This window comes from Marinobacter sp. GH_1 (assembly GCF_048595985.1).
GTDB lineage: Bacteria > Pseudomonadota > Gammaproteobacteria > Pseudomonadales > Oleiphilaceae > Marinobacter > Marinobacter shengliensis.
Genome location: NZ_CP184460.1, coordinates 984,374 through 998,010 on the forward strand (window position 1 = coordinate 984,374; position 13,637 = coordinate 998,010).

Genomic DNA, 13,637 nt, shown 5'->3' on the forward strand with positions numbered 1-13,637 from the left:
TCTCTCATGCTCAGCGACGAAGAACTGCTCCGATACAGCCGCCAGATCCTGATGCCCCGGTTCGACATCGCCGGCCAGGAAAAACTCAAGGCCGCCCATGTGCTGGTCATCGGCGCCGGTGGTTTGGGTTGCCCGGTTGCGTTGTATCTGGGCTCAGCCGGCGTTGGCCATCTGACCCTGGTAGACGACGACCAGATCGAACTGGCTAACCTGCAACGGCAGATTGCGTTTGAGCAGAGCTGGCTTGGCGATTCAAAAGCGGAGCGCCTGGCGGAGCGGGTAAGGGCGATTAACCCGGAGATCACCGTTAATGCGGTGAATCGGCGGGTGGATGGCGACGACCTCAAACAGCTGGTTGCCGAATCCACTCTGGTCCTCGATTGCACCGACAACTTCAATACTCGCTTTGCCCTGAACCGGGCTTCGGTCGCCAACAAGGTCCCGCTGGTATCCGGTGCTGCCATCCGTGGTGAAGGGCAGTTGTCTGTTTACGATCCGCGGCAGGCGGATAGTCCTTGTTACCATTGTCTGTATCCTGAGCAAGGCAATGAAGACCTGACTTGTTCCGAAGCCGGTGTTATTGCCCCGTTGGTAGGCATGATCGGTTCAGCTCAGGCCATGGAAGCAATAAAGGTTATCTCGGAAGTGGGCAAACCATTGGTAGGTCGTTTGCTAATCCTTGATGCCTGGCAGATGGAATGGCGGGAAATGAAGCTGGCTAAAGATCCTGATTGTCCGGTGTGTTCCTCGTGATTTCGGAGTAAGGCAGGGTTGGGGGAGGCCTTTCCAAAACACGCCGTGAATACATCCCTGTAGGCTCCGCTCCGCCATCCCTGGCTCCGCAGGGTTTTGGAAAGGCCTCCCCCAACCCCGCCTGCCAACTTCTGAGTTAGTCCTTTAGCGCCTGAAACTTTGCGATGGCTTCCTTGCGACTTTCTTTCAGATCGACAATCGGTTTGGGATAGCCTTTTGGAATAATGCCCCCCTTTGCCGGCTCATGAATCCGTTTGTTATCCAGCTTGGCCAGCTCAGGCACCCACTGCCGAATAAACTCCCCCTTCGGGTCAAAGCGCTCGCTTTGTGTTACCGGATTGAACACCCGGAAATAAGGTGCTGCATCGGTGCCCGTTGAGGCACTCCACTGCCAGCCGCCATTGTTGGAAGCCAGAAAACCATCCACCAGATTCTGCATGAACCAGGCTTCGCCCAGCCGCCAGTCGATAAACAGGTTCTTGGTCAGGAACATCGCGGTGATCATCCGCAGGCGGTTATGCATCCAGCCGGTTGTCTTTAGCTGACGCATAGCCGCGTCCACAATCGGGATGCCTGTTCGGCCGTCTTTCCAGGCTTCAAAGTGGTCTCCCGGCTCATTCCATACCAGCGCCTCCGTTTCTGGTTTGAATGCCCGGTGCATGCTGACGCGCGGGTAGTGATAAAGAATGTGAACGTAAAAATCCCGCCAGGCGATTTCATTAATCCACGTCTCGATGCCTTCGCCCGAAATACCGGACTGCCGTGCGGCAATCAGGCACTGGCGGCCGGATAATACGCCATTGGCCAGATAAGGCGAGAGTTGGCTGGTGCCGTCCACGGCCGGGAAGTCCCGGTTATCTTTATAGCCCTTGGCCCTTTCCGTCAGGAAATGGTCCAGTTGCTGATGGGCGGCGTCTTCGCCGTTGGCCACCAAGGGTTTCGGTGCATCTTTGAACGGTGCGGGCAGGGTGTCGGTTTGCTCGGCTTCTACCTCTGGCCCCATGGACGACGGCGCCGGGTACAGGGTGGGCTGGGTTTCCTCTATCCAGCTGCGCCAGCGGCGGGAGAACGGGGTGAATACCGAGTAGGGTTCGTTCTGCTGGGTCAGAATCTGGCCCACCGGGGCTACGGTCTGGTCGCGGTACTTGGCAACCCGAATACCCAGGTTTGTCAGCCGGTCGTAGGCCTGTTTGTCTCGGCGGCGCTCGTTGACGCCGTACTCTTCATTAAAGTGCAGGCCTGCAATCTGATGTTGTTTGCAGAATGCTTCCAGCTTGTCGAGGCTTTCAGTGAAGGTATCCGCGTACAGAAATGACAGGGTAATGCCCAGCTTGGCCAGCTGGCGGGCCAGGACATTGGCGTGCTCAAGCACGAACTGAACCCGCGCAGCGGACCAGTCGTGCTCCTGCCATTGCCCCGGCGTCACCAGGAAACAGGCCTTCACGGGCTTGCTGCGGGCGCAGGCGGCGGTGAGGGCGGCGTTATCGGCCAGGCGAAGATCGTTGCGGAACCAGACCAGTTCTGTCATCGGGAGAGACTCCCCTGAGTGTAATGCATAGTGGAAATTACAGCCGGTAAATCGTTGATTGGTATATTCGCTGTAACTACCGGATTGGATTATAGTTAAGCAGACCAGCCGGCTATCCAGAAAGGAGTTTTTTCCTCGGCATGACTGACGTTACCGAAAGCCAGCGCGATGGTGTCTGGGCGCACCCCTATCAACTGGCTTCCGGCCAGACTCAACAACACGAACTCGGCTATACCCGTTTATGGGTGACACTGCTGGATATGGAATGGCAGGTACGGGTGCAGAAGCTGGTCCCAGATACCGATCCGATCACTTGGTACGAGACCATCGGGCATACGCTGCCATCCGGTGCTATTTCAGAGCAGCGCTTCGTACGCACCGGTGACAACGGCATGTTACGTTACATACCGGCCATGGCACCGTTGCCAACGGTGATCAAACCCCACCAGCCACTAACCATCCCGGCTGGAGCAACCTGCGTTATCTATGTGGGCACCACGCTGTGGATGAAAATCTGTGTGGGAGATTCAGCGTCGGAGCTAATGGAGCTGCCCCTGGCAACTCCGTCCATGACCTGGTTGGGGCGTAACACCATGCAAGGTGAGTTGTGTTATGCATCAGCCACTTATGGGCGCCTGGCACTTGAGGCTGTCCCCAAGCGGCCGTGGCGGGCATTGACGCCCGTTACCATTATCAATCGTCGCCAGAAATCATTGTTGGTGGAACGCTTCAGCCTGCCAACGCCGTTGTTACCAGTCTACCGTAATGATAAAGGTCGGCTCTGGACTCCAGGTGTAACGGTGGAATCCGACACCGATATGAATTCTGCCAGCCTACACATTGAATCATCCGTTACCGCAGTGGCAGGGCCATGTGAACTTATCGCACCAGCCCGCGAACAGATGGCCCGGGGGCGCAGGCTGGTTCGAGCGTTTGATCATATCTTCGGCTGATGACGAGTTAAGGAGTTTCTGAGTGCTAGAGGCAATACAATCCACCGTCGTTCAGCTTGCCAGCGGTATCGCGTGGGGTAAGTGGTTGTCGGCAGCCGTCCTTCTGTTGCTGGGGCTTTTGATCGGCTCTTTGGTGTCGCGTAATGTCGGCCGTTTGGTCGAGAAACGCACCACCAGACACCATCAAGCCATTATCCGCCGGGTGTTTTTCTATCTGGTTTTCATTATCTTCGGTATGGCCGCGCTGCGAGAGGCCGGTTTCTCCCTGGAGGTGGTGCTTGGTGCCGCGGGTATTCTGACTGTGGCCATCGGCTTTGCCTCGCAAACGTCGGCTTCCAACATCATCAGCGGCTTGTTCCTGGTGATGGAAAAGCCCTTTGAGATAGGGGATATGATTGAGGTTGATGCCACCGCAGGCGAGGTTATCGCCATCGACCTGCTGAGTGTAAAGATCCGAACCCCGGACAATCTGTTTGTGCGGGTGCCTAACGAAACCCTGATCAAAAGCCGGGTAGTGAATCGGTCCCGCTTCCCGATTCGGCGAATTGATTTGAGTGTGGGTATCGCTTACGCAGAGGATGTGGAGCGGGTCAGGGACTTGCTGCTGGGACTGGCACAACAGAATGCGGTTTGTCTTGAGGACCCCAAACCTTTCGTGCTCGTGACTGGTTTCGGAGCATCATCCGTGGACCTGCAATTCTCTTTCTGGGTACCCAAAGACAAGTTCTTCGAGGGCCGTGGTGGCATGATGGTGGCCATCAAGAAAACACTGGACCAGCAGGGTATCGAGATTCCGTTCCCCCATACCAGCATTTATGCCGGTAGCCATTCCGCGCCCTTCCGTGTGCAACTGATGGGCCCGGAACAACAGAAAGATAAGGACTCCCCGGATGTCGCGCGAGACAACTGAAGCAATCAAGACCACTCAACCCATCCAGGCGGATAGCAAGATCGCTCTGGGATGGCGGGAATGGGTGGCCCTGCCGGATCTGGATATTGGCCGCATCAAGGCGAAAGTGGATACCGGTGCGCGCACATCGTGCCTGCACACCTTTCGCACCGAACCCTACACGGAGAACGGAGAGCGCAGAGTGAAGTTCTGGGTTCATCCCGTTCAGAACGATCTGCACCACGTGGTGGAATGCGATGCCAAAGTGCTGGATGAGCGAACGGTGTCGGATTCCGGTGGCCACAAAGAAATGCGGCTGGTGATTGAGACCACCCTGGTGGTGGGTGATCAGAGCTGGCCGATTGAAATGACACTGACAAACCGGGATTCCATGCGGTTCCGGATGTTGCTGGGCCGTACCGCCATGGCGGGCCGCTCCCTCGTTTACCCTGAAGCTTCCTACCTGGCCGGCAAACCGGCATTAAGGATCTGAATATGAAAATTGCGGTACTGTCGCGAAACCGTCACCTGTACTCAACCCGGCGTCTGGTGGAGGAAGGCATTAACCGTGGCCACGAAGTGAAGGTGATCGATGCCCTGCATTGCTCCATGAACATCACCTCTGCGAACCCGTTGATCCATTATCACGAAGAAGTGCTGGAAGACTTCGACGTGGTGATTCCCCGGATTGGTGCCTCGGTCACCTTCTACGGCACCGCCGTGCTGCGCCAGTTCGAGATGATGGGGGTGTTTCCGCTGAACGAATCCGTGGCCATTACCCGTTCCCGGGATAAATTGCGTTCCCTGCAACTGCTGGCCCGAAAGGGCGTGGGCATGCCGGTCACCGGTTTCGCCAACAAACCGGACAACGTGCCGGAGCTGCTGAAGATGGTGGGCGGCGCGCCGGTGGTCATCAAGCTGTTGCAGGGTACCCAGGGTATCGGCGTGGTGCTGGCGGAAACCCGCAAGGCGGCAGAGAGTGTGATTGAGGCCTTTATGGGTCTGAAGGCAGACATCCTGGTGCAGGAGTTCATCAAGGAAGCCGGCGGCGCTGACATCCGCTGTTTTGTGATCGGTGACAAGGTGATTGCGGCCATGAAACGCCAGGGCGCCGAGGGTGAGTTCCGCTCCAACCTGCACCGGGGTGGCACGGCTTCTCTGGTGCGGATTACTCCGGAAGAGCGCCGCACCGCCATTACCGCCGCCAAGGCCATGGGCCTGAACGTGGCGGGTGTGGACTTGCTGCGCTCCAGCCGTGGCCCACTGGTGATGGAAGTAAACTCCTCGCCGGGCCTGGAAGGCATCGAGAATGCCACCGGCAAGAACGTGGCAGGCATGATCATTAACTGGACAGAAAAGAACTACAAACCTTGGAAAACCAAAACCCGGGGCAGGGGATAAGCGCGCATGGCAAGAGCACCGTTTGAAATCGCTGGCGTACAGGTAAAAGCCGGTACCCGTGAGACTGTGGAAGTCCCGGTGGCCAAACTCTATACCCATACACCGCTGCACATTCCTGTGGAAGTGGTGCACGGCCGCCGTGACGGCCCGGTGCTGATGGTGTGTGGTGCGATTCATGGCGATGAAATCAACGGTGTGGAAATCATCCGCCGGGTGTTGAAAAACGGCGCGCTCCGGCACCTGCGGGGCACGCTGGTGGCAGTTCCTATCGTTAACATCTTCGGATTTGTGCAGCGCACCCGTTACCTGCCGGACCGCCGGGACCTGAATCGTTGCTTCCCGGGCTCGGAAACCGGTTCGCTGGGCGGCCGCATTGCCTACCTGTTGCGTACCCAAATTATGGAAAAGGTCACCCACATTATCGACCTGCACACCGGGGCCATTCACCGGTTCAACCTGCCGCAGATTCGCGCCGAGCTGAAAAACCCGGAAACCTCCCGCATGGCCGAAGCCTTTGGCGCGCCCATTATTATCAATGCCGGTTTGCGGGAAGGCAGCCTGCGGGCCTACGCTGATTCACTGGATATTCCGGTGATCACCTTTGAAGGTGGCGAAGCGCTGCGCTTTGATGATGTAGTGATTGCCAGCGGCGTAAAAGGCATCATTCGGGTGATGCGGGAGCTGGAAATGGTACCTGCCAAGAAAGGCCCGAAAGCGCCGAAAAAACGCTCGGAAACCGCCGCCAACTCACAGTGGGTGCGGGCAGATATGGACGGTATCATGCGCCCGGTGGCCAGCCTTGGCCAGAAAGTGCGTAAAGGCCAGAAACTGGCCATGGTGGCGGACCCCTTCGGCGAAACCGAAGTGGCTATTACCTCGCCCTGTTCCGGCATTGTGATCTGCGTGAACAACCTGCCACTGGTGAACGAAGGCGAGGCCATCTATCACATCGCCCGCTTCGACGAGCTGGGCGAAGCTGAAAAAGCCATGGACTACTTCCGCAGCTCCTTCGAGAGCGAAGTGTCGGAAGACGCGGTAGTGCCCGTACACCCCTGGGACGAACTGCAAAAATAACCGGAGTTGGTACTATGATCTGGCACCAGAACACCATCGAACTGGCCCCGCTGCCCAGGGGGTTTCACCTGGTCACCAATGAAATTCTGGCCCAGGCGCCGGAACTGACCAACTGCGAAGTGGGGCTACTGCACCTGTTTATCCAGCATACCTCTGCTTCCCTGGCGGTCAACGAGAATGCCGATCCCGATGTGCGGGGCGACCTGGAGCGCCATTTCAACGTTATGGTGCCCCAGAATGCTCCGCATTATGAACACACCATGGAAGGCCCGGACGACATGCCGGCCCACATCAAGAGTGTGATGATCGGCCCGTCACTGACGCTGCCCATCAGTCACGGCCATCTGGCCCTGGGCACCTGGCAGGGTATTTATGTATGTGAACACCGCGATAATGCGGGTAGCCGGAAGATTGTGGCGACGTTGCAGGGGCGTTGGTGAGCGTTTGTAACCTAAAGTGGCAACCGAATGGATATGTAGCTAGCGTTGCTGAAGAGCGGTCTCGTACATTGCTGGTATTCAAACACGATTCACCACTTGGCAATGCGCTTGCCAGGAATTTCAGCGATTACAAAGTCACAGTCAAAGAGGACCATCTGCCTCATGCAGTATCGATATCAGGGAGAGTACTTCAGGGATGAAACAATGTACGTCAGTCAAGTTTAGCGGCCATGCACTCAGGCGCATGTTCGAGAGATTGCTGTCTACGGAAGAAGTCATATTCACTATACAGACCGGTGAAAGGATAACGGGCTATCCTGACGATAGACCCCACCCGAGTGAATTGCGCCTGGGGTGGGTAGACGATAAGCCTGTTCATGTTGTTGTGGCACAGAATCAGGAGAACAATGAGTGTTACGTGATAACTGCTTATGTGCCATCACCGAAAATCTGGAATGAAGACTTCAAAACCAGGAGAAACTGAATGAAATGCGCAATCTGTAAAAACGGCGAAACCCATTCTGGCACCACCACCGTCACTATGACACGAGGGGAGGCAACCATTGTTGTCAAAAATGTGCCCGCTGAGGTGTGTGATAACTGTGGTGAGTATTACCTCGATGAGGCAATCTCCGCGAAAATTCTGACAATGGCGGAGGAGGCGATCAAGCAGAACCACGAAGTAGAAGTGATTCAATTCGCTGCCTGAGTTAAGGGTTTCCTCACTATGCAGGATGAAAAGCTCGTTCCGCTCTCTGTGCTGTAACAAACTACGCGGTTTCCTAAATAAACCTTCAGTGCGTTTTTCTATAGGCTTGCAAATCTTTTTTTTTGCAGGCCGAAATGCCGGCCCGGTATTCTCTCCAGGAACTCCGGAATTACCTTGAGTTAGCAAAAACGTCCACCCAGCGTCTGAAATCGTTGGCGGGTGAGTTGACGGCCGAGGTCAGCCGCTACCGTGTGTAGTACAGATCAGAGTCTTGTGTGAGGTTTTAGCCGGGCGCAGCCATTCTCGGTGGCTGCGCCCTTTCATCTAGCCCCTCAGGGCGCAATCTTCTTCTTAAGCGCCTTGGTCAGAGGCCTTGGCAGGCTCGGCAGCGATTTCAGCAGCCAGGGCAGAACCTTTCTTTTCACGCCATTCAGGGATTCCGGCACTACTGCTTCGATCAGGTGGGGGCCGGGGTTGTGTTTGGCGTATTCCATGGCTTTGATCAGTTCTTCGGCGGTGGTCACCCGGGTGCCGTGCACCCCCATGCTCTGGGCCAGCAGCGCGTAGTTGGTCACCGGGCCACTGATGTCGAGTTGAGACTTGGCCTTGGCCCCGGCTTCTTCTGCGCCAACCCGTTCCAGCTCCACGTTCAGGATGGAGTAGGAGGCGTTGTTGAAGATGATGGTGGTCACGTTCAGGTTTTCCCGGGCCATGGTCCACAGGGCCTGGTTGGTGTACATGGCGGTGCCGTCACCGATCAGCGCGTAAACCTGGCGGTCGGGGCAGGCGATGGCCGCACCGACCGCGTTCGGCATGCCTTGCCCGATGGCGCCACCGGTGAGGGTGATCATGTCGTGCCTCGGCGAGCCGGCGGTCATGGCGTTGAGCATCAGGCCGGAGGTGATGGATTCGTCCACAATGATGCTGTTCTCGGGCATCAGCTCGCCCACCGCCCGGCAAACTTTTTCGGCGGTGAGTTTGCCTTTGGGCAGGCCGGGGCGTCCAGGCGCCTGCAGCTTTGGTTGGGCGCTGCTGGCACCCAGGGTATCGGCCAGCTTCTTGAGGCTGGCGGTGGCATCCTGTTCCGGAGTGCTCAGGGTGTGCGCGGTGCAGTTGTCGGGCACCAGGTAACTCTGTTTGCCTGGGTAGGCGAAGAAGGATACCGGCGCCTTGGCATCCACCAGAATCAGATGGTCGAACTCGGAAAGCTGCAGGGTAGCGAGTTCTGCCAGGTAGGCAATCCGCTCCACCGGCGGCAGGCCGGCGCCCCGTTCGATACGGGTCGGGAAGGTTTCAGCAAACAGGGTGACACCCTTGTGGGCGGCAATGCGGGCTGCTTCCAGCAGGGCGGGCTCACGCAGCGCTCGGCCACCCAGCAGCAGAGCGGTTTTCTTGCCGCTGCCAATGGCCTCGGCGGCCGCCTTAACAGCGTTATCTTCAGCGGCAGGCGCTTGCGGTTGAGTGGGTGCGGCACAAGGTTTGCCGCCTTCGCCCCAGGACACGTCTGCCGGCAGAATCAGCGTGGCGACCTGGCCCGGCAAACCCCGGGCCGCAGTAATGGCTTCGGCGGCGTCCTGGCAAAGGGCTTCTGTACTTTGTGACGTGCGCACAAAATTGGGGGAGATGTTGCGGGCCACGGTTTCGATGTCAGACTGCAACTGGGCGTCGTATTTCACATGGTAGGTGGCATGGTCGCCAACAATGTTGACCACTGGCACCTTGCCTTTGCGGGCGTTGTGCAGGTTGGCCAGGCCATTGCCCAGGCCGCAGCCCAGGTGCAGCAGGGTGGCGGCGGGTTTGTCGGCCATCCGGGCGTAGCCGTCGGCGGCACCGGTGGCCACGCCTTCAAACAGTGCCAGTACCGCTCGCATTTTGGGTTCGCTGTCCAGAGCGGCGACAAAATGCATTTCGCTGGTGCCGGGGTTGGTAAAGCAGACTTCAATACCCGAATCCACCAGGGTTTTCATGAGTGCCTGAGCGCCGTTAGTCATTGTTGTTCTCCAGCTTGGGTCAATGTGTGTGTGTTTGGCAGGTCCAGGTGGGCCGCGCTGATGTCGGCAATTCGGGTGACGCCGGTCAGGGTCATGGCCAGTTTCAGTTCCTGCTGCCAGGTGTTCAGGAGTCGGGTTAATCCGGCCTGGCCTTCCGCCGCCAGGGCCCAGGCCCAGGGCCGGCCAACCATCACGCCGTTGGCCCCCAGGGCGAGGGCGCGGAAAACGTCCACGCCGTTGCGGATGCCGCCATCCACCAGGATCTCGGTGTCTTTACCAACGGCGGCAACAATATCAGGGAGTTTGCTGGCGGTGGCGGCTACACCGTCGAGCTGGCGACCGCCGTGGTTGGAGACCACGATGCCATCGGCACCTACGTTGACGGCTGCCTTGGCATCGTCCACCTCCAGGATGCCTTTGAGGATCAGCTTGCCGGGCCAGCGTTCCCGCAGCCATTCGATGGCCTGCCAGGTAACGGAGGCGTCGAACTGGGTATCCACCCACTGTTTGAAGGAATCCAGATTGCTGGCCTCGGGCACCGCGTCGCTGAGGTTGCCGAAGGTCAGCGGTTTGCCTTTTATGGCCACTTGCCAAAGCCATCCCGGCCGCGACAGCAGTTGCTGTGCCTTGAGGGCGACGGAACGGGCACCGCTGCTGTCCAGACCGTTGCGGGTGTCCCGGTGTCTGGGGCCGGGCAGGGGCAGGTCGATGGTGAAAATCAGGGTCTGGCAGCCGGCATTCCAGGCTTTTTTCAGCAGGGTGTCTACGTACTCCCGGTCACGAATCATGTACAACTGGAACCAGAAGGGTGCACTGGCGGCGGCTTTCACTTCTTCCAGTGGGCAGATGCCAACGGTAGAGAGGGTGAACGGCACGTCGGCGGCATTGGCGGCTTTTACCGCCTGGGCTTCGCCGCGCTGAGCCATCATGCCGGCCAGCCCCAGGGGCGCCAGGGCAACTGGCATGCTGCAGGATTGGCCGGCCAGCTGGGCGCGGGTGTCTACGTTGTCGACATCAATCAGAACACGCTGGCGTAGGGCGATCTCTTGCCAGCCGCTGACATTGGCCCGCAGGGTTTGCTCTTCGGTGGCACCGCCGTCCAGATAGTCTGCGAGGAAACGGGGCAGTTTACGGCGGGCGAGGATCTGGTAGTCGGCGGCAGTGGCCGGATAACTCAAGGGCATGGTGTCAGCCTCCGTGGGTGATGGAACGGGCGGCCGCCCGGGCAGTCAGAATGCAACCGGGCAGGAAGGTGCCTTCCAGTGATCGCTTGCCGTTGCTGCCTCCACCACCAAAACCGGCCGCTTCGCCCACGCAGTAAAGGCCTCGGACGGGCTGGCCGCCGGCATCCAGCACCCGGCTTTGCAGATCGGTGCGCAGGCCGCCCAGGCTCTTGCGGGTGGTCAGTTGCATGTGAATGGCGATGAAGGGGCCGGCCCCAGGCTTCTGCAGTGGTGCCGGTTTGCAGGTGCGCAGCCGGTCCGGGCCCCATTGGCGGGCGTGGCGTATCATGCGGATTTGCGGGTCGTTGTTCAGCTGGCTGCCTTTGCTGAAATTGGCATCGAAGGCATCGGCGGTGGCTTTCAGAGTGGCAGCGTCAATGTCCAGAGAGCAGGTCAGGGCGTTCATTTTCTTCCCCAGCCCTTCCAGGGTGTCATCCACCAGGAAGTGCCGGCTTTCGTTCTGCATCTGATTCACCAGTGGTTTGTTGCCCAGCAGCAGTTCTTTCAGGAACAGGGGGAATTGCTTGTCCCGGATGCGGGCGTTGTGTTCGGCACCGGAGATGGCAAATTCTTTCAGGGCGATACGCCGGTTCAGCAGGTGCCAGGTCCAGGGTTTTTCCTGTTCGGCCACGCGCTGGCAAAGCCAGTGGGTATCGAAGCCGGTCACCAGGGGCTCCGGCCCGATGCGCTCGCCCCGGTGGTTCAGCCAGAGTGCGGATTTACATGGAATGGTAGACAGGCCGTGGCCCGGGAAATGCGGATAGGGGTGGGGGAAGCCCGCTGCATAGTTCCACATTTCGCCGGCGTGAGTGATGCGCGCGCCCAGGTGATCTTTGGCCCAGTGATGCAGTTTGCCATCGGCAAACGGGTGGGCACCGTTAAGCATGGTGGCAGGTTGCGGGCGATGTTTGGGCCAGTTGGCCCGGCATTCGGCGTGGCTGCCGTTGATGCCGCCCATGGCCAGCACCACATTGGCGGCCTCAAACAGGACCTCTTCGCCGGTTTCTTCGTTGATGGCAATGGCGCCACAGACCTCGCCCGCCTGATGGTCCAGCCCGGTGATCCGGTGGCGGTGATGAATGGTGAGGCGGCCGCTGGCATTTTCCTCATGCAGGGCGTTAACCATGCAGCGCACCAATTCCCGGGAGGTGCCCCAGGTGACGTGGTAGCGGGGCACACTATTGCCATCGCCAAACCGGCCACGTTCTACCCAGTTCACCGCCGGCATGAATTTAATGCCCTCGTTGGCGAGCCAGTCGTGCACCTCGGAGCGGGAATGTTCAACGTAGTAGCGGGCCCACTGCATGGGCCATTCATCATTGGGGTCCAGTTCACCAAAGCGCAGCCAGTCCTGAAGGGCCAGTTCCGGGGAGTCGGCAATTCCCATACGCCGCTGTAGCGGGGTGTCGATCAGCGCCATGCCGCCAAAGGCCCACAACGCGAGGCCGCCAAAGCGTTCGGGGGTATCCCGGTCAACGATGGTAACAGTCTTGCCCGCCCGCAGGGCTTCGAGGGCGGTAACCATGCCCGCCAGGCCGCCGCCGGCAATCAGGATGTCTGAGCAATCAGGTTTTGCCATGGTGCATGTCCAAAATGTGTTTTTGGTTTTGTTGTTACAGACCATATAACGCTATGATCGGATCTGAATTGACTTCAGAGGCCAGAATAATTGACTTTAGAAGCCACCGTTTCCATGGGGTGGGTCAACACCGTGATCGATGCCGCTCGCCGTCTGGGGGTTGGCGACACCGTGTTGCTCGAAACTGCAGGCTTGCCAGCACAGGCACTGGCCTGGGAGCGCTGGCCCATCGATTTCATTACCCGGCTCTGGCACGCCGCCGAACGCTGTACCCACGATCCAGGCTTTGGCCTGAAAGTGGGCACGGGCGTGCGCCCGGCCAGCATTGATGCTGTCAGTTTCGCCATGCAGAGTGCGGCGACGCTGCGTGAAGCCATTACCCTGGTGCAGAAGTATCAGCGTCTTATCTCCGACGGTGGGCGCTTCCAGATGTTGCCCGGTAGCCGGGGTACCTGGATTGTCTACCATCCAAGGCAGGGCCGGCTGGCGTTCAGTCCCCACCAGATTGAGGCCGTATTGTCGGCGGTGGTCAGCCTGACAGACTGGATAGCGGGATCGGCGGTGCGGCCGGTGCGGGTGCAGTTCAGCCAGGCCCGGCTGGGGCCGGTTCGCGGTTATCGGGAGGTGTTTGGCTGCCCGGTGGATTTTGAGCAGGCATTCAGCGGGCTGCTGGTGAGTCATGAGGTGCTGGACAAGCCCCTGCCACAGGCAGACCCGGCCCTGGCTCAGGTACACGAGCAATACAATGCCGGGCGATTGGCGGCTTTGGAAAAGGGCGCAGTGTCGGCAGAGGATCTGCGGCAATGGCTGGTGGCCCGTGTCGGACCCACGTTACCCCGTCGGGCAGAGGCAGCGGGAGCGCTGGGTATCAGTGAGCGGACGCTGGCGCGCAGGCTGGAGACTCAGGGTTACACGTTTAACAGCTTGCTGGATGAGGTGCGCCAGGAACTTGCCCTGGCGGCCGTGCGAGAATCCCGCCAGTCCCTGGCGGATATTGCACTATCCCTCGGCTTCGCCGAGCCGAGCACGTTCTACCGGGCCTTTCACCGTTGGACCGGAATGCCCCCGGCGCGCTGGCGCCGGGAGCTACCTTAGTT

The 13,637-nt window shown here is 58.9% G+C and carries 14 protein-coding genes; 10 read left to right on the forward strand and 4 right to left on the reverse strand.

The features are described from left to right. Positions 1 to 6: 6 nt before the first annotated feature. Positions 7 to 753 carry a HesA/MoeB/ThiF family protein gene (locus tag ACNSOI_RS04575; RefSeq protein ID WP_420195217.1) on the forward strand — a complete coding sequence of 249 codons (747 nt, stop codon included), beginning with the start codon at positions 7 to 9 and terminating at the stop codon, positions 751 to 753. Positions 754 to 889: 136 nt separating this feature from the next. Here ACNSOI_RS04575 and phrB read toward each other — a convergent pair whose 3' ends face one another. Next, positions 890 to 2,281 (reverse strand): deoxyribodipyrimidine photo-lyase, encoded by a 1,392-nt coding sequence (gene phrB, locus ACNSOI_RS04580; RefSeq protein WP_420195218.1) that lies wholly within the window; start codon positions 2,279 to 2,281, stop codon positions 890 to 892. Between the two features lie 140 nt (positions 2,282 to 2,421). Here phrB and ACNSOI_RS04585 point away from each other — a divergent pair, with 140 nt between their 5' ends. The 8 genes from ACNSOI_RS04585 (at position 2,422) to ACNSOI_RS04620 (ending at position 7,747) form a co-directional block, all read left to right on the forward strand. Beyond that, the gene (locus ACNSOI_RS04585; RefSeq protein ID WP_420195219.1) at positions 2,422 to 3,234 is read left to right on the forward strand and encodes a hypothetical protein; all 813 of its coding nucleotides are present in this window, start codon (positions 2,422 to 2,424) and stop codon (positions 3,232 to 3,234) included. 22 nt (positions 3,235 to 3,256) lie between these two features. Continuing rightward, positions 3,257 to 4,144 carry a mechanosensitive ion channel family protein gene (locus ACNSOI_RS04590; RefSeq protein WP_420195220.1) on the forward strand — a complete coding sequence of 296 codons (888 nt, stop codon included), beginning with the start codon at positions 3,257 to 3,259 and terminating at the stop codon, positions 4,142 to 4,144. Further along, positions 4,125 to 4,616 carry an ATP-dependent zinc protease gene (locus ACNSOI_RS04595; protein ID WP_420195221.1) on the forward strand — a complete coding sequence of 164 codons (492 nt, stop codon included), beginning with the start codon at positions 4,125 to 4,127 and terminating at the stop codon, positions 4,614 to 4,616. The genes ACNSOI_RS04590 and ACNSOI_RS04595 overlap by 20 nt, the downstream gene beginning before the upstream one ends. A gap of 2 nt (positions 4,617 to 4,618) precedes the next feature. After that, entirely contained in the window at positions 4,619 to 5,524 is a 906-nt protein-coding gene (gene rimK, locus ACNSOI_RS04600; protein ID WP_058091875.1) for a 30S ribosomal protein S6--L-glutamate ligase, read from the forward strand. A gap of 6 nt (positions 5,525 to 5,530) precedes the next feature. Further along, on the forward strand, positions 5,531 to 6,598 hold the full coding sequence (locus ACNSOI_RS04605) for a succinylglutamate desuccinylase/aspartoacylase family protein (protein WP_420195222.1): 1,068 nt from the start codon (positions 5,531 to 5,533) through the stop codon (positions 6,596 to 6,598). 14 nt (positions 6,599 to 6,612) lie between these two features. Then, complete coding sequence (locus ACNSOI_RS04610) at positions 6,613 to 7,038, forward strand: secondary thiamine-phosphate synthase enzyme YjbQ (RefSeq protein ID WP_058091873.1); 426 nt, start codon at positions 6,613 to 6,615, stop codon at positions 7,036 to 7,038. Positions 7,039 to 7,234: 196 nt separating this feature from the next. Continuing rightward, positions 7,235 to 7,522, forward strand: a complete 288-nt coding sequence (locus ACNSOI_RS04615) for a DUF4258 domain-containing protein (RefSeq protein WP_413639359.1) — start codon at positions 7,235 to 7,237, stop codon at positions 7,520 to 7,522. Then, positions 7,523 to 7,747, forward strand: coding sequence for a type II toxin-antitoxin system MqsA family antitoxin (locus ACNSOI_RS04620; RefSeq protein ID WP_319635263.1), 225 nt, complete (start codon positions 7,523 to 7,525; stop codon positions 7,745 to 7,747). Positions 7,748 to 8,079: 332 nt separating this feature from the next. On the opposite strand, the gene ACNSOI_RS04625 is transcribed toward ACNSOI_RS04620, so the two are convergent. From ACNSOI_RS04625 to ACNSOI_RS04635, 3 genes are read right to left on the reverse strand one after another with little or no spacing between them, the layout of a single operon-like run. Beyond that, positions 8,080 to 9,738, reverse strand: coding sequence for an acetolactate synthase large subunit (locus ACNSOI_RS04625; RefSeq protein ID WP_420195223.1), 1,659 nt, complete (start codon positions 9,736 to 9,738; stop codon positions 8,080 to 8,082). After that, positions 9,735 to 10,922: an L-lactate dehydrogenase gene (locus ACNSOI_RS04630; protein WP_286254111.1), complete on the reverse strand. Its 1,188-nt coding sequence runs from the start codon at positions 10,920 to 10,922 to the stop codon at positions 9,735 to 9,737. The genes ACNSOI_RS04625 and ACNSOI_RS04630 overlap by 4 nt, the downstream gene beginning before the upstream one ends. 4 nt (positions 10,923 to 10,926) lie before the next feature. Beyond that, on the reverse strand, positions 10,927 to 12,540 hold the full coding sequence (locus tag ACNSOI_RS04635; protein WP_286254112.1) for an FAD-binding dehydrogenase: 1,614 nt from the start codon (positions 12,538 to 12,540) through the stop codon (positions 10,927 to 10,929). A 90-nt stretch (positions 12,541 to 12,630) separates the two neighbouring features. On the opposite strand from ACNSOI_RS04635, the gene ACNSOI_RS04640 reads away from it, so the two are divergent. After that, positions 12,631 to 13,635 carry an AraC family transcriptional regulator gene (locus ACNSOI_RS04640; RefSeq protein WP_106693464.1) on the forward strand — a complete coding sequence of 335 codons (1,005 nt, stop codon included), beginning with the start codon at positions 12,631 to 12,633 and terminating at the stop codon, positions 13,633 to 13,635. Positions 13,636 to 13,637 lie beyond the last annotated feature (2 nt).

Excerpts from the sequence above, each read along its gene's own strand:
- ACNSOI_RS04575 (WP_420195217.1), top strand. The coding sequence starts at position 7 with ATGCTCAGCGACGAAGAACTGCTCCGATACAGCCGCCAGATCCTGATG.
- phrB (WP_420195218.1), bottom strand. The coding sequence starts at position 2,281 with ATGACAGAACTGGTCTGGTTCCGCAACGATCTTCGCCTGGCCGATAAC.
- ACNSOI_RS04585 (WP_420195219.1), top strand. The coding sequence starts at position 2,422 with ATGACTGACGTTACCGAAAGCCAGCGCGATGGTGTCTGGGCGCACCCC.
- ACNSOI_RS04595 (WP_420195221.1), top strand. The coding sequence starts at position 4,125 with ATGTCGCGCGAGACAACTGAAGCAATCAAGACCACTCAACCCATCCAG.
- rimK (WP_058091875.1), top strand. The coding sequence starts at position 4,619 with ATGAAAATTGCGGTACTGTCGCGAAACCGTCACCTGTACTCAACCCGG.
- ACNSOI_RS04605 (WP_420195222.1), top strand. The coding sequence starts at position 5,531 with ATGGCAAGAGCACCGTTTGAAATCGCTGGCGTACAGGTAAAAGCCGGT.
- ACNSOI_RS04610 (WP_058091873.1), top strand. The coding sequence starts at position 6,613 with ATGATCTGGCACCAGAACACCATCGAACTGGCCCCGCTGCCCAGGGGG.
- ACNSOI_RS04615 (WP_413639359.1), top strand. The coding sequence starts at position 7,235 with ATGAAACAATGTACGTCAGTCAAGTTTAGCGGCCATGCACTCAGGCGC.
- ACNSOI_RS04620 (WP_319635263.1), top strand. The coding sequence starts at position 7,523 with ATGAAATGCGCAATCTGTAAAAACGGCGAAACCCATTCTGGCACCACC.
- ACNSOI_RS04625 (WP_420195223.1), bottom strand. The coding sequence starts at position 9,738 with ATGACTAACGGCGCTCAGGCACTCATGAAAACCCTGGTGGATTCGGGT.
- ACNSOI_RS04630 (WP_286254111.1), bottom strand. The coding sequence starts at position 10,922 with ATGCCCTTGAGTTATCCGGCCACTGCCGCCGACTACCAGATCCTCGCC.
- ACNSOI_RS04635 (WP_286254112.1), bottom strand. The coding sequence starts at position 12,540 with ATGGCAAAACCTGATTGCTCAGACATCCTGATTGCCGGCGGCGGCCTG.